This window comes from Serratia aquatilis, assembly GCF_044865145.1.
GTDB lineage: Bacteria > Pseudomonadota > Gammaproteobacteria > Enterobacterales > Enterobacteriaceae > Chania > Chania aquatilis.
In genome coordinates this window covers 315972-341716 of the sequence record NZ_CP173186.1, presented here as the reverse complement: position 1 = coordinate 341716, position 25745 = coordinate 315972, and the positions used below count along the sequence as shown (strand labels likewise).

The 25745-nt window shown below is 52.9% G+C and carries 22 protein-coding genes and 1 pseudogene; 10 read left to right on the top strand and 13 right to left on the bottom strand.

From position 1 onward, the window contains the following. Nucleotides 1-77: 77 nt before the first annotated feature. The 5 genes from SAQUA_RS01505 to udp form a co-directional block, all read right to left on the bottom strand. Nucleotides 78-1391 carry an OprD family outer membrane porin gene (locus SAQUA_RS01505; protein WP_380673671.1) on the bottom strand — a complete coding sequence of 438 codons (1314 nt, stop codon included), beginning with the start codon at nucleotides 1389-1391 and terminating at the stop codon, nucleotides 78-80. 102 nt (nucleotides 1392-1493) lie between these two features. Beyond that, nucleotides 1494-2276, bottom strand: coding sequence for a histidine phosphatase family protein (locus SAQUA_RS01500; protein WP_380673869.1), 783 nt, complete (start codon nucleotides 2274-2276; stop codon nucleotides 1494-1496). A gap of 320 nt (nucleotides 2277-2596) precedes the next feature. Then, complete coding sequence (locus SAQUA_RS01495; RefSeq protein WP_380673672.1) at nucleotides 2597-3127, bottom strand: DedA family protein; 531 nt, start codon at nucleotides 3125-3127, stop codon at nucleotides 2597-2599. A gap of 69 nt (nucleotides 3128-3196) precedes the next feature. Then, nucleotides 3197-3979 (bottom strand): tyrosine-protein phosphatase, encoded by a 783-nt coding sequence (locus tag SAQUA_RS01490; RefSeq protein ID WP_380673673.1) that lies wholly within the window; start codon nucleotides 3977-3979, stop codon nucleotides 3197-3199. Between the two features lie 295 nt (nucleotides 3980-4274). Next, a complete protein-coding gene (gene udp / locus SAQUA_RS01485; protein WP_380673674.1) occupies nucleotides 4275-5036 on the bottom strand; it encodes a uridine phosphorylase in 762 nt (253 codons plus the stop codon). Between the two features lie 260 nt (nucleotides 5037-5296). Here udp and SAQUA_RS01480 point away from each other — a divergent pair, with 260 nt between their 5' ends. After that, nucleotides 5297-6133 carry a dienelactone hydrolase family protein gene (locus SAQUA_RS01480; RefSeq protein ID WP_380673675.1) on the top strand — a complete coding sequence of 279 codons (837 nt, stop codon included), beginning with the start codon at nucleotides 5297-5299 and terminating at the stop codon, nucleotides 6131-6133. Between the two features lie 37 nt (nucleotides 6134-6170). On the opposite strand, the gene fsa is transcribed toward SAQUA_RS01480, so the two are convergent. Together fsa and ptsP are read right to left on the bottom strand one after the other, a co-directional pair. Beyond that, complete coding sequence (gene fsa / locus SAQUA_RS01475) at nucleotides 6171-6836, bottom strand: fructose-6-phosphate aldolase (RefSeq protein ID WP_380673676.1); 666 nt, start codon at nucleotides 6834-6836, stop codon at nucleotides 6171-6173. Nucleotides 6837-6912: 76 nt separating this feature from the next. Beyond that, entirely contained in the window at nucleotides 6913-9414 is a 2502-nt protein-coding gene (gene ptsP, locus SAQUA_RS01470) for a phosphoenolpyruvate--protein phosphotransferase (RefSeq protein ID WP_380673677.1), read from the bottom strand. A gap of 362 nt (nucleotides 9415-9776) precedes the next feature. On the opposite strand from ptsP, the gene SAQUA_RS01465 reads away from it, so the two are divergent. The 5 genes from SAQUA_RS01465 to SAQUA_RS01445 all read left to right on the top strand — a co-directional run bounded on the left by SAQUA_RS01465 (nucleotide 9777) and on the right by SAQUA_RS01445 (nucleotide 14823). Next, complete coding sequence (locus tag SAQUA_RS01465; RefSeq protein WP_380673678.1) at nucleotides 9777-10856, top strand: PTS fructose transporter subunit EIIC; 1080 nt, start codon at nucleotides 9777-9779, stop codon at nucleotides 10854-10856. 74 nt (nucleotides 10857-10930) lie between these two features. Next, nucleotides 10931-11251, top strand: coding sequence for a PTS fructose-like transporter subunit IIB (locus SAQUA_RS01460; protein WP_380673679.1), 321 nt, complete (start codon nucleotides 10931-10933; stop codon nucleotides 11249-11251). 40 nt (nucleotides 11252-11291) lie between these two features. Further along, nucleotides 11292-13589 (top strand): formate C-acetyltransferase, encoded by a 2298-nt coding sequence (locus SAQUA_RS01455; protein ID WP_380673680.1) that lies wholly within the window; start codon nucleotides 11292-11294, stop codon nucleotides 13587-13589. Beyond that, nucleotides 13555-14451 (top strand): [formate-C-acetyltransferase]-activating enzyme, encoded by an 897-nt coding sequence (locus tag SAQUA_RS01450; RefSeq protein WP_380673681.1) that lies wholly within the window; start codon nucleotides 13555-13557, stop codon nucleotides 14449-14451. Before SAQUA_RS01455 ends, SAQUA_RS01450 begins: the two co-directional genes overlap by 35 nt. Before the next feature lie 27 nt (nucleotides 14452-14478). Further along, nucleotides 14479-14823 carry a PTS fructose-like transporter subunit IIB gene (locus SAQUA_RS01445; protein WP_380673682.1) on the top strand — a complete coding sequence of 115 codons (345 nt, stop codon included), beginning with the start codon at nucleotides 14479-14481 and terminating at the stop codon, nucleotides 14821-14823. A gap of 4 nt (nucleotides 14824-14827) precedes the next feature. On the opposite strand, the gene SAQUA_RS01440 is transcribed toward SAQUA_RS01445, so the two are convergent. Further along, nucleotides 14828-15688 carry a helix-turn-helix transcriptional regulator gene (locus SAQUA_RS01440; protein ID WP_380673683.1) on the bottom strand — a complete coding sequence of 287 codons (861 nt, stop codon included), beginning with the start codon at nucleotides 15686-15688 and terminating at the stop codon, nucleotides 14828-14830. 165 nt (nucleotides 15689-15853) lie between these two features. On the opposite strand from SAQUA_RS01440, the gene SAQUA_RS01435 reads away from it, so the two are divergent. Continuing rightward, nucleotides 15854-16654 carry an AraC family ligand binding domain-containing protein gene (locus SAQUA_RS01435; RefSeq protein ID WP_380673684.1) on the top strand — a complete coding sequence of 267 codons (801 nt, stop codon included), beginning with the start codon at nucleotides 15854-15856 and terminating at the stop codon, nucleotides 16652-16654. An 82-nt stretch (nucleotides 16655-16736) separates the two neighbouring features. Next, on the top strand, nucleotides 16737-17378 hold the full coding sequence (locus SAQUA_RS01430; RefSeq protein ID WP_380673685.1) for a B3/4 domain-containing protein: 642 nt from the start codon (nucleotides 16737-16739) through the stop codon (nucleotides 17376-17378). A 493-nt stretch (nucleotides 17379-17871) separates the two neighbouring features. Here the strand turns inward: SAQUA_RS01430 and metE are convergent, their stop codons facing one another. Then, nucleotides 17872-20148: a 5-methyltetrahydropteroyltriglutamate--homocysteine S-methyltransferase gene (gene metE / locus SAQUA_RS01425; RefSeq protein ID WP_380673686.1), complete on the bottom strand. Its 2277-nt coding sequence runs from the start codon at nucleotides 20146-20148 to the stop codon at nucleotides 17872-17874. 105 nt (nucleotides 20149-20253) lie between these two features. Here metE and metR point away from each other — a divergent pair, with 105 nt between their 5' ends. Further along, complete coding sequence (gene metR / locus SAQUA_RS01420; RefSeq protein ID WP_380673687.1) at nucleotides 20254-21198, top strand: HTH-type transcriptional regulator MetR; 945 nt, start codon at nucleotides 20254-20256, stop codon at nucleotides 21196-21198. Nucleotides 21199-21222: 24 nt separating this feature from the next. Here metR and SAQUA_RS01415 read toward each other — a convergent pair whose 3' ends face one another. Continuing rightward, the gene (locus tag SAQUA_RS01415) at nucleotides 21223-22083 is read right to left on the bottom strand and encodes a carboxylate/amino acid/amine transporter (RefSeq protein ID WP_380673688.1); all 861 of its coding nucleotides are present in this window, start codon (nucleotides 22081-22083) and stop codon (nucleotides 21223-21225) included. Nucleotides 22084-22358: 275 nt separating this feature from the next. Between SAQUA_RS01415 and SAQUA_RS01410 the strand changes: the two genes are divergently transcribed. Beyond that, nucleotides 22359-23744 (top strand): DUF4459 domain-containing protein, encoded by a 1386-nt coding sequence (locus SAQUA_RS01410; RefSeq protein WP_380673689.1) that lies wholly within the window; start codon nucleotides 22359-22361, stop codon nucleotides 23742-23744. A 223-nt stretch (nucleotides 23745-23967) separates the two neighbouring features. On the opposite strand, the gene SAQUA_RS01405 is transcribed toward SAQUA_RS01410, so the two are convergent. The 3 genes and pseudogenes from SAQUA_RS01405 to SAQUA_RS01395 form a co-directional block, all read right to left on the bottom strand. Then, complete coding sequence (locus tag SAQUA_RS01405; protein WP_380673690.1) at nucleotides 23968-24654, bottom strand: hypothetical protein; 687 nt, start codon at nucleotides 24652-24654, stop codon at nucleotides 23968-23970. A gap of 164 nt (nucleotides 24655-24818) precedes the next feature. Next, nucleotides 24819-25487: a fimbrial protein gene (locus SAQUA_RS01400; protein ID WP_404413228.1), complete on the bottom strand. Its 669-nt coding sequence runs from the start codon at nucleotides 25485-25487 to the stop codon at nucleotides 24819-24821. A gap of 18 nt (nucleotides 25488-25505) precedes the next feature. Further along, a pseudogene (locus SAQUA_RS01395) lies at nucleotides 25506-25622 on the bottom strand (hypothetical protein); the annotation flags it as partial. Between the last annotated feature and the right edge of the window lie 123 nt (nucleotides 25623-25745).

The window sequence follows — 25745 nt, the reverse complement described above, 5'->3', positions numbered from 1 at the left end:
AGGCTGTATGGATGTCCAGCCTATTTTCATGCTGGAACGCGCGGTGACCGACGGGAATACCGCGCTGATATAGAGGACTAAAACAGTTTGAAGCGATACTCGGCGATAAACTCGGCCGCCAGCGAATGGGAACGGAAGTAACTCCCGTCGGATATTACTGGCGTTTTATTCACGTTCTTATAGGACCATCCTGGGCCGATCCTGCTGAAAACCGTCAGATTTTTCAGCGCCGGGTGTGAAGGAGCCCAACTGCCAAAGGCGTTGACCTCACCGGTATGCACCATCGTCCCTTGGTAATTGAACTGGCCATAGTTGCCAGCAAGCCCTGCGCTAAACTCAGGCGTAATATGGTACTCGGCCAGCACTGCCAGCATGGTTTCCCCATCACGCAGATAGTCCTCACCAACATGGGACATTGAGGTGTAAGTCCCGCGAGTGTTTCTGGTCAAGTGCCGGGGAAAAAAGCCGAGTTCTCCTTCGCCTTTCGGTGCCCGCGTGTAGGAGACACCCAACTTGATGTTCCAACGCGGCTCCTGCCATTTGGCGTCGAAGGCATAGTGATTGGCGTTACGATCAAAATTACGTCTATCCAGCGCCATTACCTTGTAATCGTCCAACGCTTGGGTGGCATAAATCTGGCTACCAAGACTGAGTTTCTGGGTTGGTTTAAGCCCCAGGCGCAGGGTCTGCCGGCGCAAGTAATTATGTGATTCCCCGTAGGTCAACTGCCCAGTAAACAGGTCGCTTTTATAACCCAACTCCCCTGTAACAAGATGATTGATATAACGCCTATCATTGGTTTGCAGACGCAGGCTGTCTGGCGAGTTGCGCTCCATGGAGCGTTCAACATAGGCACCTTGCAAAGAAAATCTCCCCCCCGTTATCCCCCCCGACCAGCCCAGGTAAGCGGTGGGTGATAAATGCGTAGAGTTGGTGATAACGCCATAGTTATGCAGGGTTTGCCAACCCCACTGCGCATTGAGCGCTGCAGCGCCAACCTCCCCTTTCAGTTTGATATAACGTTGCCCAATCTTGCTGAAACCTGTTGCATTGCTTTTACTGTTACCGGACCCATTGTTGTACAACACCCCGCGACTGTTGAAGTAGTCGCTGGCACCCAGCTTTACCGCACTGTAGTAATCAAGGTTAAAACCGAGAGTATCTGCCAGATAACCGGATTGATAACTCAGCGCCAGCCCTTGCCCCCAGGCGTTATGAACCCTTTTGGGATTCGCAGCGTCTTCCTTGAGGTATTTCCAGATATTTTTCAGTGAAATTTCCGCATGGCTATCACTGAAGATAGGTGAAGAAAATACGTTTTCCTCCGCTGCCTGAGCCGCAGCAGATAATAGTGAGACAGTAATAAAAAAACACAAGACAGACCTTTTCATTTATTGTCATCCCTGAAATAGACATAGTGAAATCCGACCGGGGAATTTACGCCCCGGAAATCAGCTTCATGAATGGTATATTTATTTATTGCACAGAAAGAATTAATGATTATTCTTTAGGGCTTCCTGACCTTTTGAAACATAACTCATGTCGCCAACATCGGTGACCGTATATTTGCCATTTTTGTAAATAATCTTCACTACTGCCGCATTTTTCAGCGGTTTATTTTTATTCGGATTATCGGTCATATCTGAAATCATCATCAATATCGATAACCCTGAGGAGACAACCAGAATATTTTTATCTCCACTCTTTAAAGCGTCCTGTACCATGGTATTGAGTGCCCGCTGCATACGCGTTTTCACCTGAACAGCATCCTCTGCTTCTTTCTTGTCATCGCTCTTGCTGATGGTATTAACCATAGTGATAAGGTCAATTTTGCCTTCAGTTATCTGCTTAAACATGGTGGCACCAGAATCCAGGCCCAGTGTTTTTGCGGAAGCGTTAGCCATCTCCTCATTTGGCAACCCTTCAAATCCGCCGAAGAACTCCTCACGTAAATCAGTCAGTTCCGTCGTTTTAGCTTGCGGCTGCCCGATTTCCTGCAGGATGGTTTGCATCGTTTCGCGTTGGCGCCCTGCATCGCTGGTGTAAAAACGATCAAATTCAATCCCTTTTAAGCCAGCCCCCAGATAGCGGGCCACTTCAACGCCAGCCGGTGTCAGTGGTGAATCTGCCCAGCCCTGTACCCGATCATAGGTATTGAGTATCGTTTTACCGTGGCGGGCAAAGTAAATGTTAACGCTATCGGTTTCAGCAGCAGAAACATTAACCACGGATAGCGAAGAGAATGAAAGTAGAGAGGCCAGCAACCATGTTTTAATTTTCATTGATTATTCCTTAGTGAAAAACATTACGCCTATACGTTAATTGGTTAATTGATTAATTATCAGCAGATCGTCACTTGGCTTAAGTACAAAAAAAAACCCAAACCCGTGACGATTTTTCGTCAATGGGTTTGGGTTTTGCCTGTTTATTCACAGTAACAATCCACTTACTGGCAAAGTAACATCACCAAAAAATAAGGGGAAGAAAAAAACTCAGATAAAGAGAAAATCGTGATCGAATTCTCACTTACCCTTAATTATAAATAAACAGGTTGCAGCAAGGGTAAATAATTAACTGAGGGCTGCGGCATCGGCCCTCAACCCATCCACTGCGTCAGCCACTTAATCCCGTATGCCCCAGGAGCCAGAATACCGAATGCCCAGATCATTGCTGAGGTAATATTGGCAATCTGGAATGACATTTGTGGCATGGCGCAGATCCCGCCAACTAGAGGCACTACCGCCCGCAGTGGCCCGAAGAAGCGGCCAAAGAAAATACCCAGCACGCCCCAACGTTCAAAAAACGCATGGCCACGCACCAACAGCTGTGGATTGCGCGACAGCGGCCACATATGGGCAACGCGATCCTGATAGTGGTATCCCACCCAGTAAGAGAGCCAATCACCAAAGAACGCCCCCGCAGCGGCAGCGGCCCAAATCGGCCATAAAGCGATACCGCTTTCGCCGATCAGTGCGCCCAAAGCAAGCAAAATGACCGTTGCTGGCAGTAGTAAAGAGAGAAAAGCCAGTGACTCGCCAAATGCCAGAAAGAAGACAATGGGCACAGCCCAGCCTTCATGCTGGCGCACTACTTCACTCACCCAATCGACAATGTCATTCAGGTTCAATCCTCTGCTCCTGTTTAGAGAAATAATCAACCGCAAGGATACGCAATATCGAACCTCACTAGCTATTCATCATTCAAGATAGAACGCCTGCAATGCTTGGCGCTGGCTTTGCCCCAGCCCGTACTCAGCTTCCAACCAACGATCGGTAGAACCATACTGCTCACGAATACAGCCCAACGCAGTCATTAGAAATTCTTCCCGAGCACTCAATACTTGGGTGAATTGAGCCAACGCAGCATCATTCAAACGCATGGAAAGTTGCTCCAGCATCTGTTGGCGAAAAGCCGCCAGCGTCGTTTCGGTCAGTAGATAATCTTCCACCACCGTAGCCTCATCTGCGCCCAGCGCAAATAGCACCAGCGCTGAACCGACACCGGTACGATCTTTGCCTACGGCACAGTGCTGCACCAGAGCGCCATCTTCCGGCTGTACCAACAGTTGAGCCAACTGGTGATATGCAGCATTGTTGAATGGCAGGCGACGGTAAAGCTCCAGCATAAATTTCTGGGCATTAAACCCGGCAAGGGTTTCACTGGTCAGTTTTTCCAGGTTGGCATTCACTTCATTACTGAGCGGATTTGCTGGAACGTGGTGATAGTCTGCTCCTTCCCATAGCACATCCGGCTTGGCTTGAACTTCATCAGCATCACGGTAATCCAGCACCGAACGCACCGGAACACCCGCCAGGAAACTACAGTCTTTCTTCGTCAGGCGTTCCAGAGAACCAGAGCGAAACAACAGCCCCCGCTTGATACGACGACCATCAGCAACGCTGTTACCACCTAAATCGCGAAAGTTGATACCACCATCAAGCGGCGCCAAGGAAGGATGTTGCAAGATCTGAACAGTCATAAACGTCCTCATGTAGATTGACTTGAGATAGACAGCCGCGCTGACCGTATGGCAGTGGACTGCATGACGCAGGTGAGTATAACCGTACCAGATTAGTGCAAAATGACGAAACGGGCCGTTGAACGGCCCGTCAGACTGCTGACAAACCCCGTTATTAGGGAGAGCGTGCCGATGGGGTCGTAACGGCGTAAGCCGTCGGAGCGCCCCTCGGTGCGCTAGACCCGGGTATCTCGGGTCGGAAGGCGACTTTGTCATCAACCTCACGGGCCGTTGAACGGCCCGTATTTGGCAGGAGCTACAGCAGGCGACGAGCGGCTTCAACCACGATCTGCACCGCCTGGCTTTCAGTTTTCTTCATGGTTTCCGCGTTGGGGATCTCTTGTTGGGTGCGATTGACTATCACACCGGCAACCATTCCCGCACGCAGTCCTTGGCTGGCACACATGGTCAGCAAGGTGGCGGACTCCATTTCATAGTTCATCACGCCCATGGATTGCCACTCGGCCATCGAACCTTTGAAACGGCTGACCACACGACCAGAATAAGTATCGTACCGCTCCTGACCGGGGTAGAAAGTATCGGAAGAAGCAGTGACACCGATATGCGTGGTTGCACCGCAAGCCTTGGCGGCTTCAACCAGCGCAGTAGTACAGGCAAAATCCGCTACTGCCGGGAATTCCATCGGGGCAAAGTGCAAACTGGCACCATCGAGGCGCACCGCTGCTGTGGTAACAAGCACATCGCCAACGTTGATATCGGCTTGAATAGCACCAGTGGTACCAATACGCAGGAAGGTGCGAATGCCCAGTTGCGCCAGTTCTTCAACGGCAATCGAAGTAGATGGGCCACCAATACCGGTTGAGCAGACGATCACCGCTTTGCCATCCAGTTCCGCACGCCAGGAGGTAAATTCGCGATGAGAGGCCAGATGCACCGGGTTTTCCATCAGCTTGGCAATTTTCTCTACACGCTGTGGATCACCGGGAACAATGGCCAGTGTAGCCCCTTGTAAATCATTCTTAGTTAGGCCAAGGTGAAAAACGTCAGACTGAGACATAGGAATACTCCTCATGGAACCCGTTTGTGGGAGGAACAAAAATGTACTCTACTGAAAATTCCAGGCAAATTTAGTGACCGTAGTCACCATATATAAAGAAACGAAAATTAACCTACATTATTTATGTGATTTGAATCACAAATAAAAATCACCAAGGGAAATGTTTTCGACAAGTTCAGGCTATACCGACCATGGCATGAAAAATAAGCGGTAATCTTGCCTATAGTTAAGCTCAGCCGCGTTATCGCATGGAGACTGTAATGAAAACCGAACCAGAAATGATACTCAACCAGGCCAAGGGGGGATTCACCCCAGCCGTTGCTCCGTTGGCGACTTCAACTATCCAGACTGATGAACACGACATACATGTTGGCGAGACCACTATCCCTTCGCAGGGGGACGATCTTCCCGCCTATATCGCCAAACCGGCCAACCATCCTGGGCCACTCCCTGTCATTCTGGTAGTGCAGGAAATCTTTGGCGTTCACGAACATATTCAGGATCTGTGCCGTCGCCTGGCAAAACAGGGCTATCTGGCCATTGCGCCAGAACTCTATTTCCGTCAGGGGGATGCCAGAGATTTCAGCGATATCGGTGAGCTGGTACAAAAACTGGTGAGTAAAGTTCCGGACAACCAGGTATTAGCCGATCTGGATCATACCGCTCACTGGGCAACGCGCCACGGTGGCGATGCCAGTAAGCTGGCGATCACCGGTTTCTGTTGGGGCGGGCGCATTACCTGGCTGTATGCCGCCCATAATCCGCAGTTGAAAGCCGCAGTAGCCTGGTATGGCAAACTGGTCGGCGAGAAGACCCTGAATTCACCGAAGCATCCGGTCGATATTGCCACCCATCTTTCAACTCCGGTACTGGGGCTATATGGCGGCCAGGATGCCAGCATTCCATTGGATACGGTGGAAACCATGCGTCAGGCAATCCGCGCGGCCAACGCCGATGCCGAGATTGTAGTTTATCCGCAGGCAGGCCATGCTTTCCATGCCGATTACCGCCCGAGTTATAATGCCGAAGCTTCAGCGGATGGCTGGCAGCGTATGTTGGCGTGGTTCATGCAGCACGGTGTCGTTGGCGTGAGGTAATTGTCAGTTCAGGGGCAACCACTGCCCCTTTTTCTCCTTAGCACAGCGTCAATGTGCCGAATGCGCTGTGCCAATCACCCTCAAACTTGTCCACTGCGGCCAGTACTGCCGGGGCGCTGATAAACTGCTCAGCCACGTCCACCGGCAAAGTAATGGCCTCACAGCCTGCCAGCAAGCACTCCAATGCCTGACGCGGTGTTTTGAAACTTGCCGCCAGCACTTTCGCCTGTGGAGCATGTAATTCAAGCAGTTGCTGTAGCTCCTTTACGGTAGCGGTCCCACTGCCCCCCTGAGCATCCACCCGGTTGACATAAGGCGCCACATACTCGGCTCCAGCCAAGGCAGACAGCAGCCCCTGAGCCGCGCCATAGACCGCAGTGCCTAGCGTCGGGATCCCCATACCATGCAATATTTTAAGCGCCGCCAATCCTTCTCCAGTAACGGGCACTTTCACCACCAGCCCAGAAACCCGCCGATTGAGCAAAAGCGCTTCTTCTACCATCAGGTCTGCCTTTGTGGCCAGCACTTGAGCAAACAGTTTGCCCTGCCCGCCTAACGCATCACGCAGAGCAGGTAATACTTCCCATAGCGAGGTGCGTGATGCGGCGACAATACTCGGGTTGGTCGTTACCCCTTGTAACGGTAAAAGGCGCGCCAGACGCTTCACCGCATTGACATCGGCAGTATCCAGATAGAGTTCCATGGTTGTACCTCAAAGCGAAAATGGAGGGCGCCGCAGCGCCCGGAATGGATTGGGCTAATTCCCTTAACGGCAAAACCTAAAGTTCTAGCTCCTGTTTCAACAATGTTTCCACCTGTTGGGCGGAAACTGCGTTCACCAATGCTTCACGGAAAGCTTCGTGCATGATGCGCCGCGCCAGTTTGGAGAAAATACGCATATGCTGATCCCCAGCGGCATGTTTATTGAGGGTCAGCATGATGACAAATTGCGCCTGCTCCTCGCCCCAGACCACCGGCTGCGCCAACTTGGCAACGCTGATTGTCGACTGCTCAATATGCTCAGATTTGGTATGTGGAATAGCGAAGCCAAAGCCCAACCCAGTGGAAAACACTGCTTCACGCGCCCATAAATCGGCGGCCAGCTTGCGTGGATAACGGCAACGGCCAGACAGCAGCAGGTTATCCGCCATGCCTTTGATCACCTCTTCTTTGCTGCGCCAATCCACCCCCAGGGCAATGCAGTCAGGGGTAATCAGCGGAGCATCGCTCTGTTCCATACGGAACTGCGCCAACAGGTGTTCCACCTCCAGTGAAGTACGGCAGGCCATCGCACGGTTCAACAACAGGCGGCATTCACGGCTATCCAACTTGGCCAGACGAGTTTTGGTTGCTGCAATAGCAGGAGCACTCATGCTGATCTCATCGAGCCCCATCCCTACCAGCAGGGGTAGCACCGAGCCTTTGGCCCCTAGCTCGCCACACAGGCCAATCCATTTTCCGTGACGGTGCACTTCGCGGACCGCGTGATCCAAACTGCGCAGGAATGCCGGGTTCAGGCTGTTGTAATGCTTGATGACTTTGGCGTTATCCCGGTCCACCGCCAGCAGATACTGCGTCAGGTCATTGCTGCCAATACTGAAGAAATCTATCTCTTCACAGCACTGATCGATGATAAACAGCACCGAAGGCACTTCCAGCATGATGCCGAGCGGGATTTTTTCATCGAATGGGATCTGACTACCGCGCAGGGATTGCTTCACCTCGGCCAGTTGATCCTTCACCCAGAGGATCTCCTCCATTGAAGAGATCATTGGGATCATGATCTTCAGCGGGCCATGTGCCGAAGCACGCAGGATCGCACGTAGCTGAGTACGGAACAGCGGCAGAAACTCCTGATAGATACGCACCGCACGGTAGCCGAGGAACGGGTTGTTCTCTGCCGGAATGTTCAGGTAATCCACCGGCTTGTCACCACCAATGTCCATGGTGCGTACGATGATCGACTTACCCGCCGCCGCCTCCACCGCCTGGCAATAAATGTTGTACAGCTCATCTTCTGAAGGGGCGGATCCACGGTCCATATACAGCATTTCCGTGCGGAACAGGCCAATCGCCTCTGCACCGCCGCTGAATGCCGCCTCAGCCTCTACCGCATGCGCAATGTTGGCCGCCACTTCCATACGAACACCGTCCGCCGTGCGCCCCGGCAGATCCAGATAGGCGCTCTGCTGGTGGCGGATCTGCTCACTCAACCACTGTTCCTGCTGGTAATAACGGCGAACCGGCTCGGTAAGATCGCAGGCGACCAGCCCCAGATCGCCATCGATCTGTATCTGCTGATGCAAATATGGCAGTAAGGCAGTAGCCTCTACCCCCACCAGCGTGGGGATGTTAAATGAACGGGCCAGGATCACCGTATGCGAAGTGCTGCCACCGCTGCCTAACAGCAAACCTTTCAGATAGCGCTTGTCCAGTTCCAAAAACTGGCTGGGGGTAAGTTCATCGGTAATGCAGATGCTGTCGCTAGTCAGCGCTTGCTGTACCGGGAAGCGATGTTCGCCGTAGATATGCTGTAGGAGTTGAAAGCTGACGTCACGAATATCCAGCTCTCGTTCGCGCAGATAGGCACTGGCAGACTGCGCCAACTGTTGGCTGAAGTGGGCAGCCGTAGCGACGATCGCCGCTGCACAGCCCACTCCGTTTAAAACGCCGTCCAGCAAGTGTTGGCGAAATGCGCCGTCACGCAGTAACGAGCTGTGTGCTTCCAGCACCGCTGTCGTTGTACCGTTACCGGCCATCAGTTGCAGATCTAACGACTTACCCAACCGTGCCAGACCATCGGCCAGCCGATCCTGCTCCTGCTCAACGCTGTTGGCTGGCGGTAGAGCCAAGGCATGCAGATCCACCCGCGCCAGATGCACCAGCTTACCGCTGGCGGTTCCCTGGCTGACCGAACGAGCACGAAACAGCGTCGGCTGCAGATTGGCAAGGGACTGAGGGATCGGCTCCAGCTCCGCATGGGCATCTACCTGGGGCAAGGCTTCGTCACAGAGTGGCAGCTCATGCTGAATAAACTGGCTCAGGCGTTCGAACGCCGCCTGCTCATCTTCACCTTCAATGGTAACCCGGCACTCATCGCCGAGCAGAATATCGGTACCGATCAACGAGAGGACACTCTTACCGTCCCCACGGATGCCACTGCGTGGGTTATGCCATTCAAAGCGTGAACGGAAACCGTTGCACAGGGTTTCGATATGGCTGGCTGGGCGCGCATGGATCCCATTGGGCAGCACGCAGGTAAACGTCACGATTTTAGCCATCACTCTTTCCTCATACCAAAGCAGCGGTGAACAGCACCGGTTTGCCACAAGGATAAAAGTGCGGTGTACACCACGGCTAGCGGATAAAAATGTCAAACACTGGACAAATGTATTCTTACCACATAAATGCGATACCGCTCACAAAGCCTATTCGAGCAATCCGCGTTTATTCCGTCTGACACTTTGAGTTTGATCGCACTTTTCTCCTGACATTACAAAAATCCAGTAAATGGCAACTTTGTCCACTGTCGGTAGCGCAGGCAGATGCCTATTGTGATAGGCAACAACCTTTCTCCATCAGGGGTTATTTCTCAGGTGGTTTTTATCTCAGAAGCACGCTGGTTGCTGCCAGGGAGTGAACGATGAAAGATCTGCTCAACATACTTAAAAATACACGCCAGCATCTGATGACTGGCGTTTCCCATATGATCCCATTTGTAGTCGCTGGCGGTATTTTGCTGGCCATCTCCGTCATGCTGTATGGCAAAGGCGCCGTGCCCGATGCGGCCACCGACCCAAACCTGAAAAAACTGTTCGACATTGGCGTAGCCGGTCTGACGCTGATGGTGCCTTTCCTGGCCGCCTACATCGGCTACTCCATCTCCGATCGTTCCGCGCTGGCTCCCTCGGCAATCGGGGCCTGGGTTGGCGCTTCTTTCGGGGCCGGGTTCTTTGGCGCGATTATCGCCGGCCTGCTGGGGGGGATTATCGTGTTCTACCTCAAGAAGATCCCGGTGCCGAAGATCCTGCGTTCGGTGATGCCGATCTTCGTGATCCCAATTGTCGGCACCCTGCTCACCGCGGGCATCATGATGTGGGGCCTGGGTGAACCGGTTGGCGCGTTGACCCACGGCCTGACCGAGTGGTTGCAGGGCATGCAGCAGGGCAGCATCGTCGTGCTGGCGATTATCCTGGGCCTGATGCTGGCCTTCGATATGGGTGGCCCGGTCAACAAGGTGGCCTATGCCTTTATGCTGATTTGCGTCGCTCAGGGTGTTTACACGGTCGTTGCCATTGCGGCAGTGGCCATCGCCACCCCACCGCTTGGCCTGGGGCTGGCCACGCTGATTGGCCGCAAATACTACACCGCCGAAGAACGCGAAGCGGGCAAAGCGGCACTGTTAATGGGCTGCGTCGGCATTACTGAAGGGGCGATCCCGTTTGCCGCTGCGGATCCGTTGCGCGTCATTCCTTCCATCATGATCGGCACCGCCTGTGCTGCAGTAACTGCGGCATTGGTCGGCGCACAATGTTATGCCGGTTGGGGCGGCCTGATTGTACTGCCAGTGGTTGAGGGCAAGCTGGGCTTCATAGCCGCGCTCTTGGTGGGCATGGTGGTCACCGCGCTGTTGGTTAACTTACTGAAAAGCTTTGCTACCAAGAAGCAGAGTGCACAAGCGGCACAGGAAAGCGATCTGGATCTGGATTTTGAAATTAACTGAACAAATACCCTTGCACGCGGTGGCCAGTCAAAGCGGTCGCTTGCAAGACAATAGGTATCATTGAGGAACTTATTATGACGACGATTATCGCGGTTACCGCTTGCCCATCCGGCGTTGCTCACACCTACATGGCTGCAGAAGCCCTTGAGCGTTCCGCCAAAGCTAAAGGTTGGCAATGCAAGGTTGAAACTCAGGGATCTATCGGCCTGGAAAACGAATTGACCGCCGAGGAAGTTGCCGCTGCCGATCTGGTGATCCTGACCAAGGACATCGGTATCAAGTTCGAAGAGCGCTTCAAAGGGAAAACCGTGGTGCGCATAGGTATCAGCGACGCGGTAAAACGTGCTGATGCCATTATGGACAAGATAGAAGCCCATCTGGCGCAGTTGGCCTGACAGGCTTACCGTTCAACCCTGCAGCAAAAAGGAACACGTGATGATCTCCCGTATCGAACGCCTGAAAGCCGCTCTGTTCTCCGCTCCACGTGAAATTTCACTGGAACGCGCACTGCTCTACACTGCCAGCCATCGGCAAACCGAGGGGGAGCCCACCATTATTCGCCGAGCCAAAGCCACGGCCTATATTCTGGATCACGTTGAAATAGCCATACGGGAAGACGAGTTGATCGCGGGCAACCGCACGGTAAAACCCCGTGCGGGGATCATGTCGCCAGAGATGGATCCTTACTGGTTGCTGAAAGAGTTAGACGCTTTCCCAACGCGCCCACAAGATCGCTTTGCCATTTCTGAAGCCGACAAACAGATTTACCGCGAACAGCTTTATCCTTACTGGGAAAAGCGTTCGATGAAGGATTTCATCAACAGCCAGATGCCGGAAGAGGTTAAAACGGCAACCCAGACCCAAATCTTCAGCATCAACCAAACGGACAAAGGCCAAGGGCATATCATTATCGATTACCCGCGCCTGCTGAACCACGGGCTGGACAACCTATTAGCCGAGTTGCAAACGCTCGCCGCACGGCAGCCGGATAATGCGTTCTACACAGCGGCACTGTTGCTGTTGCAAGCCTCACAGCGCCATATCCTGCGCTATGCCACCCTGGCACGGCGCATGGCGGCAGAATGTGGCAACGATGCCCGCAGCGCCGAGTTGCTGCGCATCGCCACGGTTTCCAGCCAGATTGCCCACCACCAACCGCAGGATTTCTATCAGGCTTGCCAGTTGTTCTGGTACATGAACATTATTCTGCAGTACGAATCCAACGCCAGCTCCCTGTCTTTGGGCCGCTTCGACCAGTACATGCTGCCGTTTTATCAGGCTTCGCTCAATCAGGGGGAAGATCCCGCTTTCCTCAAGGAGTTGCTGGAAAGCCTGTGGGTTAAGTGCAACGACATCGTACTTTTGCGTTCCACCTCCAGCGCCCGTTACTTTGCGGGCTTCCCAACTGGCTATACCATTTTGCTGGGCGGCCTGACGGAAACTGGCCGTAGCGCGGTCAACGTGCTGTCGTTCCTGTGTCTTGATGCCTACCAGAATATCCGCTTGCCGCAGCCAAACCTGGGGGTGCGGGTCAACGAATTTATTGACCGGCCATTCCTGCTGAAAACCGCCGAAACCATCCGCCTTGGCACCGGTATTCCACAAATCTTCAACGACGAAGTGGTGGTGCCGGCCTTTCTCAACCGTGGCGTTTCGCTGGAGGATGCCCGTGACTACGCGGTGGTCGGCTGTGTTGAACTCTCGATCCCAGGGCGCACCTATGGCCTGCACGACATTGCCATGTTCAACCTGCTGAAAGTGATGGAACTGACGCTGTTGGACAATGAGGGCAACAGCCCCCTCACCTACCCGCAGTTGCTGGAACAGATCCGGGAAAAAATCCGCCATTACGTCCAACTGATGGCTCAAGGCAGTAATATCTGCGATATCGGCCACCGCGACTGGGCACCGGTCCCACTCCTCTCTTCATTTATTGACGATTGCCTGCAAAACGGTAAAGACATTACCAAAGGAGGGGCTCGTTACAACTTCTCTGGGGTTCAGGGGATCGGTATCGCCAACCTGAGCGATTCACTGCATGCTCTGAAAGGCATGGTTTTCGAACAACAACGGCTGAGTTTTGACCAGCTATTGGCGACGCTGAAGGCCAACTTCGCCACCCCGGAAGGGGAAAAGATCCGCGCACGGCTGATCAACCGCTTTGACAAATACGGCAATGATATTGATGAAGTTGATTTTATCAGCGCCGATCTGCTGCGATTTTACTGCAAAGAGGTGGAAAAATACCGTAACCCGCGTGGCGGCCAGTTTACGCCGGGCTCTTACACCGTGTCTGCCCACGTCCCACTGGGTGCAGTGGTCGGCGCAACGCCAGACGGGCGCTATGCCGGTGAGCAATTGGCAGACGGTGGCCTTTCGCCGATGCTCGGCCAGGATGCCCAAGGGCCAACGGCGGTACTGAAGTCGGTGAGCAAGCTGGATAACTACCTGCTCTCCAACGGTACGCTGCTGAACGTAAAATTCACCCCAAGCACCCTGGAGGGGCAGCAAGGGTTAAACAAGCTGGCAGACTTCCTGGGTGCTTTTACCAAACTCAAGTTACAGCATGTTCAATTCAACGTGGTGAATGCCGAAACGTTGCGCGAGGCGCAGGCTCGGCCACAGGACTTTGCCGGATTGGTGGTGCGGGTCGCAGGTTATAGCGCATTCTTCGTAGAGCTGTCGAAGGAGATCCAGGATGACATCATCCGCCGCACAGCGCATCAACTATAAGCTTATTCAGCCTGGGCTACCCCAGGCTGCTAACGCTGTGCCGCAGGGGCGCATCTTCAACATTCAGCGTTATTCACTGAATGACGGTCAGGGCATCCGCACCGTGGTGTTCTTCAAAGGTTGCCCGCATACCTGCCCATGGTGCGCTAATCCAGAATCGATGTCCGGCAAGATCCACCGCGTGCGGCGCGAGGCCAAGTGCCTGCATTGCCAACCCTGCCTGAACGATGCGCAGGAGTGCCCAAGCGGCGCAATGGAGCTCATCGGCCAGAACATAACGCTGGATGCGCTGTTACAGCAAATCCTCAAAGATGAGGTGTTTTATCGCACCTCCGGCGGTGGTGTGACGCTCTCCGGTGGGGAAGTATTGATGCAGGCAGCATTTGCCACCCAGTTGGCACAACGGCTCCAGGCTCTGGGCATCAATACCGCAATAGAGACCGCTGGGGATGCACCGCTCGCCAGCCTGATGGCTTTGGCGGAACACTGCGATCAGGTGCTGTTCGATTTGAAGATCATGGATGCAGATACGGCCAAACGGCTGCTGAATATCGATCAGCCACGGGTATTGGTAAACTTTGCCGCGCTGGCACAGCGTGGAGTTCAGCTAATTCCGCGTCTGCCGCTGATCCCGGGCTACACTTTGAGCAGGGAGAATATGGAACAGGTGTTGGCATTCCTCGCGCCTTTCGAACTGCCCGAGATCCACCTGTTACCTTTTCATCAGTATGGAGAAGCCAAATATGCTCTGCTGGGGCGCGAATATGCGCTGCATAATATGGCACCTCCCTCCGAGCAGGAGATCGCCCCCATACAGGCCATGGCGCAGCAGGCCGGTTATCGGGTGGTGATTGGCGGTTGAACGCAGTTAACAGGGTAAGAGGCGCTTATGACGATCAAACTCGTGGCGGTCACCGCCTGCATCAGCGGCGTCGCCCATACCTACATGGCCGCAGAGCGGTTGGAAAAACTGTGTGCGCTGGAAAAATGGCCGGTCAAAGTCGAAACTCAGGGGGCGTTGGGGATTGAAAACGCGTTGACCGCAGAGGATCTGGCCCAGGCCGATGTGGTGCTGTTGATCAGCGATATCCTGCTGGCGGAAAGTGAACGCTTTAAGCACCACCGCTCCGTACATATTGGTATCAACACCTTTCTACGCACCCCGGAGAAAGCGCTTGGTGCAGTACGTAAAGCCGCAGCTTCACCGCAGGAAACGCATATCCGCGTGGTTTAGGGCGCTATTCCCGTTCTTTCAATTCGCTATGGTACTGACCACGATATTCCGAAGGAGAACGCTCGGTGTTTTTACGAAACAGCCGGCAGAAGTAGTTGCTGTCAACAAACCCACAGGCATGCGCCACCTCTTTCACCTTCATGTCATAACGTTTCAGCAGATGTTTTGCCTGCTCCAACCGAACGTGATTCAAATACTCATTGAACCCTACGCCACCAGCCTTTTGAAACAGGTGGGAAAGGTAGTTGGGAGAAATATAAAACGCCTGAGCAACCGATTCGCGGGTCAGCGGTTCGCGGTAATGCTCTTCCAGATGGCTGCGTACCGCATCAAACAGCGCCTGGCTGCGGGAAGCGGTCTTTACCGAGGTTCCAAACAGATCGAGCGCATGGCTTAGCAACCCTTTCACCAGAAAACGTGCGGTGACTTGATCGCTCTGATGCCAGGCCAGTTCGTTGAGTGCCTGCAGCATAAACGATCCCACGCGCGGCCCACGGCGCGCCACGTTATCCTTACCCAACGGCTGCGTATTCTCGCCATCCCATCCCAACAGGCTGTAGCCCAACTGCTGTTTGCCGAATAACAGGCTCAGCGTGGTAACAGGGCGTTGCCAGCATGGGTTATTCCAACCCTGAGCCGGGACAAACAGCACATCACCCGGCTGCAAACACTGGCGTTGCCGAGTTCCCTGGCTGCCTTCCCACTCCATCTCCTGCTCACCGTCGATCACCAATTCAAGACGCGGAAAGTTCACCTGATACGCCAGCTCAGGAGCGGGTAACTGATTACCAGCGAAGTAGACCTGGCGGATCCCCTGCACATCATCAAGCAACGGGGTCAACACAGCCGAGAGCGGGTGTTTCATCAAACAAGATCCTTCAAACCGGGTGAAAAGCCATAGCCGATAATAGCGAATAGCGGCCAGAAAAACGTAGCAACAGGGCAAAGAATAGCACTGGTGGTGGCTCTGAATAGTGGTAGGCTAAAAACTCGTGGTGCCGTCGCAAACCCCAAGGAGAGGAGATATCGAATGCCGGGCCAATTCAGTATGCCGCCCTGTTCCGTGCCGGGTATCGAGGTGGTGATCGCCGCCACCGCGCACCGCTATCCCAAACACTTTCACACCCAGTTTGGCATCGGCCTGATTACCCATGGAGCACAAAAATCACTCAGTGGCCGTGGGCTGGTGGAAGCCCGGCCAGGCGACATCATTACCGTCAATCCTGGCGAAGTGCATGATGGTCGTCCCTTGGGTGAAGGAACACGCTCATGGCGCATGCTCTATCTGGACCCTGCGCTGGTCGAAGCTGCCACCAGCGAACTTGCGGCGGGTAAATCGTCATGCAGTGAGTTTTCATCGCCAGTGCTGACCGATCACCTTGCCGCCGACGGTTTTCGCACCCTGTTTAACAGCATGATCCAACGCCAATACGGCGGGCAACTGCAGCAGGAACAATCGTTGCTCCTGTTGTTGGCCCGGCTATTTCATCAGCGAGAACCAACGGAACTTTCACCAACAATACGTGTGGCAAGGGAACGTCTTGACGATGATCCAGCCAATCCGGTTTCTCTGGCGGAGCTGGCTCAGCTCTGTGGCATCGGCCGTTATCAACTGATACGCAGTTTTCAGCGCGCCACCGGCATCACGCCCCATGCTTATCTGGTCCAGCGCCGTATCCAACTCGCCAGACAGCTTATTGCCAACGGAACCCCATTGGCGGAAAGTGCCGCAGCAGCCGGTTTTGCCGATCAGAGCCATATGACTCGCCAATTCACCCGGGCGTTAGGCGTCTCCCCCGGTCTCTATGCCAGCACGAGTAACCCGGGCTGAGCGACTGCAATTTTGTTCAAGACGCCAAGCGCAATCAGCAGCAGAGTAGCGAGACTGAACTCAACTCAAATTACGGTGGATCATGAACTTTAGCTATGCAAGCCCTCTGCGTGCCGACTTCCCTTCATTGGTTTCTTGCTGCTTGCTGGTCGAGGGTATCGATCAGCGAGTGAACGTCAGCCAGACGGTCGCCGATTTCAGTTCCCGGGCCTCAGCCAGATTAACTGCGGGTAGCGAAAGCGATTTGCCAGAAATTCAAGCCTGGCGGCGTGCGTTCGTGCAGATGGGCCTCAAGCCAACGCAGTATCGCTGTGCGGCAGAGTCTCTGCTGCGCCGCTTGCGTAAAGAGGGAGCTTTACCCGCCATTTTTCCCCTGATTGATTTATGCAATGCACTATCGGTGGCCTTCGCTATTCCTATCGCGGTTTTTGATCGTCAGAAGATCGCTGGCGATCTACAGGTACGTTATGCACAAGGCAATGAAATTTATCAGACTTTCTCTGGCAGTACCGAGTCTCCTTTACACGGTGAAGTCATATTTGTCGACGCTAGCGGTCAGGCCCATGCCAGGCGTTGGACTCATCGGCAAAGTGGTTACTCCGCCATTTCCGCACACACCACCCAGGCGCTGATTGTGGTGGAAGCCATGCACAGCACGGCAGCAACGGATGTTGCCGCCCTAATTGCCACACTGACGGAGCAGATACTAGGCTGTGTCCCTTAATTGCCCGTGGTGCCGTCGCAGACCCAAAAGCCCGTTATCAAGGCGGAGGGTGAAGGGCAGAGTGGCCCTCTGTTCAAGCCCGACAACACAGAGAACGGGCTTTTGGGGCGCGACCCTTCGGGCTGGGGCCATTTGCGCGCATTGCTGCGTTGTTCGCCGCTTATTTGGTCCACCAAACCTCGCGGCTCTCGCCTTGCCCTGTGCGCAAATGACCGCCAGCGGCGCTCGCGTGCAATTAAGGGACACAGCCTAAGCCTCTGGCCCGGCAGTTCGCTAACGCCTGTGGAATGACAAAAGGGCGCCGCAGCACCCTTCAGACTGCTGACAAACCCCGTTATTAGGGAGAGCGTGCCGATGGGGTCGTAACGGCGTAAGCCGTCGGAGCGCCCCTCGGTGCGCTAGGCCCGGGTATCTCGGGTCAGAAGGCGACTTTGTCATCAACCCCAAGGGTGCCTCAGCACCCTTGGTCAGATCCTATGCATGTCAACAGCGATCAGGCTTGCGGCTCGCGCAGACGCTGTGCCGCCAACACCATGTTAGCCAGCGACTGGCGGGTTTCCGCCCAGCCTCGGGTTTTCAGGCCGCAGTCCGGGTTAACCCACAGACGTTCCGCCGGGATATTTTGCGCCGCTTTGCGCAGTAACGCCTCGATCCATTCCACGCTGGGCACGTTAGGCGAGTGGATATCGTAGACACCCGGCCCAATTTCGTTCGGATAATCAAACTCTTTGAACACTTCCAGCAGATCCATATCAGAACGCGAGGTTTCGATGGTGATCACATCGGCATCCAGCGCGGCGATAGCATCCATGATGTCGTTAAACTCGCAGTAACACATGTGGGTATGGATCTGCGTGTCATCCTGCGCCACGGCAGCGTTGAGTTTGAACGCATCCACCGCCCAGTTGAGATAGGCCGCCCAATCGGACTGGCGCAGCGGCAAGCCTTCACGCAGTGCCGGTTCGTCGATCTGGATGATACCAATACCGGCCTGCTGCAAATCCGCGACTTCGTCACGCAGCGCCAAAGCAATCTGTTTGGCAATCACTTCGCGAGTCACATCTTCGCGTGGGAATGACCAGCAAAGAATAGTCACCGGGCCCGTCAACATGCCTTTTACCGGTTTGTCGGTCAGCGACTGAGCAAACTTGGCCCACTCAACGGTGATAGCATTCGGGCGGCTGATGTCGCCAATGATTACCGGAGGTTTCACGCAGCGGGAACCGTAGCTCTGCACCCAACCGTTTTGGGTAAACACAAAGCCATCGAGGTTTTCGCCAAAGTATTCCACCATGTCGTTACGTTCAGCCTCGCCATGAACCAACACATCCAGCCCCAAACGCTCCTGCTCGGTGATGGCCTGCTTGATGTGTTCACCAATGCTGGTGCGGTAGTTTTTGGCATCCAGGCGGCCCTGTTTGAAATCCAGACGCAAGCCACGGATCTCAGTGGTCTGTGGGAAGGAGCCGATGGTGGTGGTTGGCCATGCGGGCAGATTGAAACGATCCCGTTGAGCCTGAGCGCGCTGCACATAAGGGTGCTGACGCTCGGTATCCTTGGCCGTGATAGCCGCCAAGCGCTGTTCAACCTTGGCATTGTGCACTCGGCTTGACTGGCGACGAGCACGAATTGGGGCACTGTAGGCGTCTAGTTCCGCCAGTTTGGCTGCCTGTGGGGCATTCAGGGCACCACTGAGCAACGATAACTCGGCACACTTCTGCAAGGCGAAAGCAAACCAGCTCTTCACTTCCGGGTCCAAACGGCTTTCCACACTCAGATCGATTGGGCTATGCAGCAATGAACAGGAGCTACCAATCCAGAGCGGACGAGTATTGACCAACGGTTGCAAGCGTTCGAACCAACTGCTTAGGTCAGCACGCCAGACGTTACGGCCATTAATCACCCCCAAGGACAACAGCCACTGTTTCGGCAGTGCGTTATTCAGTGCAACAACATCATCTGAACCGGCTACCAGATCCACATGCAGCCCCTGAACCGGCAATGCCTGGATTGTATCCAGATTATGACCGATGCTATCGAAATAGGTGGTCAGCAACAGTTTCACCTGCCCCTGAAGTGCCGTATACGCCGGTTTGAAGGCATCCAGCCAGGCCTGCGGCAACTCCAGCACCAGTGCAGGCTCGTCGATCTGCACCCACTCAATACCCCGCTTGGCCAACTCCGCCAGCACTTGCTGGTAGACGGGCAAAATTTCATTGAGCAGTGATAGGCGATCAAACGGCGTGCCCTTCACTTTACCCAACCATAGATAGGTTACCGGGCCCAGCAATACCGGTTTGATTTTATGGCCCAAGGCCAACGCCTCATCGACCTCATCCAGCAGTTGAGTCCAGGTCAGTTTGAACTGCTGGCCGAGGGTAAACTCGGGCACCATGTAGTGATAGTTGGTATTAAACCATTTGGTCATTTCAGCCGCCGCCGCCGGTTCACCGGTTGGTGCACGCCCACGGCCGATGCGGAACAGTGTATCCAGATCGACAGAGTCATCTTTATTCTGGTGGCGTGCGGGAACGTTGCCCAACAGCAGGCTGGTGGTCAGCACATGATCGTACCAGGCGAAGTCACCCACCGGCAGCAAGTCCACCCCGGCCTGCTGTTGCTGCTGCCAATGGCGAGCACGCAGCTCGCGGCCTACGGCCAGCAGTTCTTCCTGCGTTGAATTTCCGGCCCAGTAACTTTCCTGTGCTTTTTTCAGTTCACGACGCAGACCAACGCGTGGAAAACCCAGTGTGTGATTCAGAACTGTCATCGTCATATTCCTCATTTAGCCATCCAGATGTTTACACATCCATAATCCGCAGGTACTGTATCAATCACAAGCGCAATATTTTCACTGTTACTGTGAAGGACTCTCATGATCGAACTGAAACACTTACGGACGTTACAGGCACTGCGTAATACCGGCTCGCTGGCGGCTGCCGCTGCGCAACTCCATCAGACACAATCTGCACTTTCACATCAGTTCAGCGATCTGGAACAACGTTTGGGCTTTAAACTGTTCGTTCGTAAAAGCCAGCCACTGCGCTTCACACCTCAGGGAGAGATCCTGTTACAGCTGGCAGAGCAGGTATTGCCGCAGATCCAGCAGGCACTCCAGGCGTGCAGACAACCGCATCAGGCCACATTACGCATTGCTATCGAATGCCATAGCTGCATTCAATGGCTAACCCCAGCGTTGGATAACTTCCGCTCAGGTTTTCCGCAAGTAGTGATGGATTTCAAATCTGGCGTAACGTTCGACCCGCAACCGGCTCTGCAGCAGGGCGAGTTGGATGTGGTACTCACCTCGGACATTCTGCCGCGCAGCGGACTGCACTATTCACCGATGTTTGATTTTGAAGTGCGGTTAATATTGGCTACAGACCATCCGTTAGCGGCCAAGCAGCACATTGAACCTGAGGATTTAAGTGACGAAACGCTGATGATTTACCCGGTACAGCGCCAACGGCTGGATATCTGGCGGCATTTTTTGCAGCCAGCGGGCGTTAGCCCGGCATTGAAAAATGTCGATAACACGCTGTTACTGATCCAGATGGTTTCCGCCCGCATGGGCATCGCGGCGCTTCCGCACTGGGTGGTAGAGAGTTTTGAACGCCAGGGATTGGTCGTCACCAAAACGCTGGGTGAAGGGCTTTGGAGCCGACTCTACGCCGCAACACGCGACGGTGAGCAGCGCCAGACGGTGACCGAAGCATTTATCCGCTCTGCGCGCCAACATGCCTGCGATCACCTGCCGTTTGTGCGTGATGCTGCCCGGCCTGACATTGCCAGCGTCAGACCGCTGGCACCGCAGGTTTAAGGCACGCAGATGCAGAGGTTGAGCTCACACGGCGCTACCGGGAGCGACCCAGCGGCGATGTACCCAAAGAGAAGCCACAATCACCGCACCGCCGATAAGAAAACTGGCCCAGTGTGGCTGTTGATGCCAAACGGCAAAGTTAACCAGCAGGCCAGCGGGCACGTGCATGTTATTCATGATACCCAGCGTGCCAGCGTCCACCTGGGTTGCCCCGTAGTTCCACATAAAATAGCCTAGCCCGGAAGCCACCACACCCAGCCAAACCAGGATCCCCCATTGCAGGTTGGTGGTCGGCAGTTGATTCGGATTCCCCCATAGGCACCAGGCGATCGCGGCTATCGCCAACGCCCCCAGATAGAACCAGGAAAATGCGGTGTGTTGGGGGATCGGATGCACTTCCATCAGCCGTTTATACCCCACCATACCGATGGCAAAGCTGATGTTTGCCGCCTGTACTAACAACAGCCCCCACCAGAAATGTTCGCTCACCTGATGGTAACGGATGATTGCCGCCCCTAGCACCGCCAGCAGCGCACTGAACAGATAACTCCAACGCAGGCGATGGCCACTGATCAGATCATAAATCAGTGTGATATAAAGCGGCGTCAGCACCGTGAATAACAGAAATTCCGCTACCGTCAGATACATAAAAGCGCGGAAGCTCAACAGATACATGATGCCAAGCTGACACGCGCCGACAGCCATATACAGCAGGATCACTTTCAGTTTGATATTGCGCCAACGCAAAAACGGCAGGAATACCAATGCCGCTAGCCCAACGCGCATTAATACCGAAAACCAGCTGTCGACATGGCCTGCCAGATATTCGCCTATCAGGCTAAAAGAAAATGCCCATAAAATGGTGGTAATAACCAGAAGCCACACGTCAAATCACCCTAAAAGATCGGAAAAGACGATTGTAGCGGAAGGCAGGAAATGAAGTGATGGAAAGTGGGTTTACGATTGATTAATTAACAGGCAAGAGGTGTTCATCTCTTTCGCCTTTAGCGCCAATCTATTTTAAGCCACTACACTAGTCGATAACGGCTACTGCGACATCACTGGCTTTAAGAAGTAACATTTCGCCAAGGATCTGCGTCTAGCCGCCGGTAGTCCTACGCTGAGGCAAGATAAATAAAGGAATATCCATAAGGAAAAGTGTGAAAAAGTCTATTTTCTTAATCTCCGCGATGCTGCTGTTCTGCCACATACAAGCCATAGCCCAATCGCCGCAGATCATTTTTTATCGTGGTCTAGCAACCGACTATCACGTTGCCGATTTTGCAATGTGGAGCAGCGATAGCGAAAACTATGCTTTCTCCGCTGACCAATGGTTGGGGATCTACGCCGACGCGGAAGGATCGCCGAGCTGGCATCGTGTTATCCCAGACGTCCGTTCGATCTCCTATGGTGCCCCTTGGTGCAGTTTGCAGAGCTATACAGAAAAAGAACAGACGTTGGAAATTTACAACCAGCACCTTGCCTGCAGGCAGATCCTGGCTGAATCTAAACGTAAAGGGGCAATCCCGGTTGGCACCAAAGGAATGCTGGCGAGTTTTGATGGGATGCTCACCTTCACGCCATTGCTGCGTAATGAGAAACTCGCCGGAAAATACCCTGAAATATCAAGAACCGGTATTCGAATGCAGTTGGAAAACCTGCTGCCAGACCAAACCTCATTGCCAGATAAACGTATTATGCTCAATGAGATATACGCACGTTACGGCTACAGATTCAAACCCGATGGCGATATGGATAAGTATTTCAGAGCACAGCCTTGGTACACACCGAGCTACGATAATGTCGATGCATTTTTAACCTATACAGAAAAGGAAAATGCGAAGCTGCTCAGAGAGTTACTATCCCCAGCAACTGAAAAGCTAAAAGCGCTGTATATACAACAGATGACGGCATTCTGCCGGGCCCTAAAAGAGAATGATATCGATTATATTAAAAACAGTACCGCAGATAGGCTGACTACCGGCGCAGATACGCCTGTGTCGTGGGAGAAGTTTAAAACGCTGCTCCCCGAATTCAGCAAGCTGATGCTAGGCAGCTATAGTAACTGCCCCAAAGATGTACCAGAGTTTATCTCCTATAATGCATATTATCCGCAGTATCCAGATATCTATAGCAATGCACATTTTGATTACGATGAGCAACGGCAAAGATATCTGCTGACCTACTTCACACTGGATGACAACTGCATCGTCGAGAATAGTAAAATAAATGTCAGGGGCACGCTGATTAATAAAGACTACATCGATATCACTCAAGGTGAAGACGATAGTGCAAAAACCAGCGTCATGGTATTAAAAACCGTGGAGATGCCTGAATGTATTAACGGTGCGGCAATCGATCAGCCTGAGTGGAATCGTTATGTACAACTGATTATCAGGCAAAATGACAGGAAGAAATTCGATGATTTGGTAGGCAAAACGGTCACGCTGAACGGTAAGGTCTTTTTAGCCGTCAGCGCCGGGCACTATACGCCGGTATTACTTGAAAACATTGTTATCAAATCGGTAGAAACAACCGATAAATAATGGTTCTGTCAAGGCAGTAAAAAGGGAGAAAAAGCACAAGGTTCGGCCAACTGCTTAGCCAAACCTTGTGTTATCACTCCATTCGAGGTGCGAGGATCGCGCCATAAAAGCCCCTTCTCTGTGTTGTCGGCCTTGAACAGAGGGCCATTCACCCTCCGCCTTGATAATGGGCTTTTGGATCTGCGACGGCACCACGGACAGTTAAGGAACACAGCCTAATACCTTATTCAGATAGCTGACCCACTATCTTTGATAGATAGCGAGAGTATTGTCTGACATTCTTACAGCCAATTTTCGCTATGGTGTTATATCGCCTGGAGTAAAAGGTTTTATACTTGCTATCAATCCGCCGTGAACTCAACGAAAGCCGGTGCTCACCTATTTCGGAAAAATAACCCCTTAACTCATCACATGACGACTTTTGTGGTTTATAACTCGCTAGTAACTCTCGTGCTTTCGCACTCAATACCACGCCATTACTGTGCCCAATAGCATACAACACGCGCAGCATAGAGAGAACTGGCTCACTTTTAAAAACAATACCGCCAGAGATAAATTTCGTCATCGAAGAAATAAAAAAACGGTCCTCAACGGAGGTATAGACAAGTACTTTTAAGTCATGTTTTTTTTGAGCGGAGAAATGCACGCTCATGGTATTAAAGAACAGCAATGGGGAGTTTTTATCCCCAGAGAATTCGATAATTGCCAGAGAGGTGTGCTGCATACAATGTGTTCCAGTAATGAACTTCATCGTTTTAGCAATACAGTCAAAACAAAACACATTACTTTCCGGATAGATTTTCTCTACAGCATCAACAATGGCATTTCTTGAAAAAAGATTCTTTTCAAAAATAACAATATTATCTGGATACCATGTTGCTGGCAAAGAATGGTCCATTCCAATATCCATCAAGATCTCCTTTCAGCAGAATTTTCAATGAATTTCAAATTTCACGGCGCGAGTGGATTATTAGTTCTTGGAGCTACTTAAGCGAACACCAAAAATTGAATAGTATTTTTCGTTAATCCTTTAACCTCACATCCCTATTTGTTACTCGTTAGCGATGGCAACACTTAGCGATATGTCATAGTAAAAGTAAGAGGAGCATGAACTACCCCGGCGACAACCGGAACCGCTGAAGTACGATACATTGCCGCCTGGAATGGGATGGTCACGGCCTGGCTCCCTGGAACAAACGAGGGGACGTGGGTAACACTGTTGAAACGTACCGGAGCCCCGTTTTGATCCATCACCTTTACGCCAACCCCTGCGGCAGCTTCAGGCTTTGAAGTTATTGCCATTACCGCCTGATTTGCATCAACAATATTGTTCAGTGGCGATAAGGTATAAGAGATAGTTGATAGCCCTTTTTCTGAACAACCCGTTAGCTCAATATTGAAACTCTTCTTCTCTGTGGTACTGCCCTGTGCCGGGAAGTCTCTCTTACTGTGTTTACCCAAATCCACCACTGGCTGAGTCGTCGATGCGCTGCAACTACTGGCAGTGATAGTGAAAGGCGCAACCCGGAGATTAAGCACGGTTAACTTATCCAGGATAAATACCGCCATTAAACTTCCGTCATAGGTGCCACTGCCGATCGGCCCGGTAGGGACAATTTCAGCCCCCCAAAAAGTATTCCCATTCTGGCTCCACCCCCACCTAAAAGCACTACTTAACCCCACCGTTCCCTGATTACCAAAACGATAAACGGTCCCGGCATTATCACGGGAAAAAAATCGCAAACCAACTCCCGGTATATTAGTAGGGAAAACATTCCTCAAACCGCCTACGGTAGACCCCGTTGCGCCTGTGACGTAATAAGAGTAGGTGTTATTTCCCAAGCAAATTGCGTAGTCTCCATTTACGCTATTAGGCATTTGCCCCGATGCAATAGTGCTACCCAAGCTGAATTGATCGCGAGCCAAAATAATATTATCGCCAATCACATTGGACGAATTTAATTTTATCAAATAGCTTTGCAGGCCATTACCATTATAAAA

Coding starts and splice junctions, on each gene's coding strand:
- SAQUA_RS01460 (WP_380673679.1), top strand. CDS start 10,931: ATGACGACGATTATCGCGGTTACCGCTTGCCCATCCGGCGTTGCTCAC.
- SAQUA_RS01465 (WP_380673678.1), top strand. CDS start 9,777: ATGAAAGATCTGCTCAACATACTTAAAAATACACGCCAGCATCTGATG.
- SAQUA_RS01445 (WP_380673682.1), top strand. CDS start 14,479: ATGACGATCAAACTCGTGGCGGTCACCGCCTGCATCAGCGGCGTCGCC.
- SAQUA_RS01430 (WP_380673685.1), top strand. CDS start 16,737: ATGAACTTTAGCTATGCAAGCCCTCTGCGTGCCGACTTCCCTTCATTG.
- SAQUA_RS01480 (WP_380673675.1), top strand. CDS start 5,297: ATGAAAACCGAACCAGAAATGATACTCAACCAGGCCAAGGGGGGATTC.
- SAQUA_RS01405 (WP_380673690.1), bottom strand. CDS start 24,654: ATGGATATTGGAATGGACCATTCTTTGCCAGCAACATGGTATCCAGAT.
- SAQUA_RS01450 (WP_380673681.1), top strand. CDS start 13,555: ATGACATCATCCGCCGCACAGCGCATCAACTATAAGCTTATTCAGCCT.
- SAQUA_RS01435 (WP_380673684.1), top strand. CDS start 15,854: ATGCCGGGCCAATTCAGTATGCCGCCCTGTTCCGTGCCGGGTATCGAG.
- fsa (WP_380673676.1), bottom strand. CDS start 6,836: ATGGAACTCTATCTGGATACTGCCGATGTCAATGCGGTGAAGCGTCTG.
- ptsP (WP_380673677.1), bottom strand. CDS start 9,414: ATGGCTAAAATCGTGACGTTTACCTGCGTGCTGCCCAATGGGATCCAT.
- SAQUA_RS01505 (WP_380673671.1), bottom strand. CDS start 1,391: ATGAAAAGGTCTGTCTTGTGTTTTTTTATTACTGTCTCACTATTATCT.
- metR (WP_380673687.1), top strand. CDS start 20,254: ATGATCGAACTGAAACACTTACGGACGTTACAGGCACTGCGTAATACC.
- udp (WP_380673674.1), bottom strand. CDS start 5,036: ATGTCTCAGTCTGACGTTTTTCACCTTGGCCTAACTAAGAATGATTTA.
- SAQUA_RS01440 (WP_380673683.1), bottom strand. CDS start 15,688: ATGAAACACCCGCTCTCGGCTGTGTTGACCCCGTTGCTTGATGATGTG.
- metE (WP_380673686.1), bottom strand. CDS start 20,148: ATGACAGTTCTGAATCACACACTGGGTTTTCCACGCGTTGGTCTGCGT.
- SAQUA_RS01455 (WP_380673680.1), top strand. CDS start 11,292: ATGATCTCCCGTATCGAACGCCTGAAAGCCGCTCTGTTCTCCGCTCCA.
- SAQUA_RS01490 (WP_380673673.1), bottom strand. CDS start 3,979: ATGACTGTTCAGATCTTGCAACATCCTTCCTTGGCGCCGCTTGATGGT.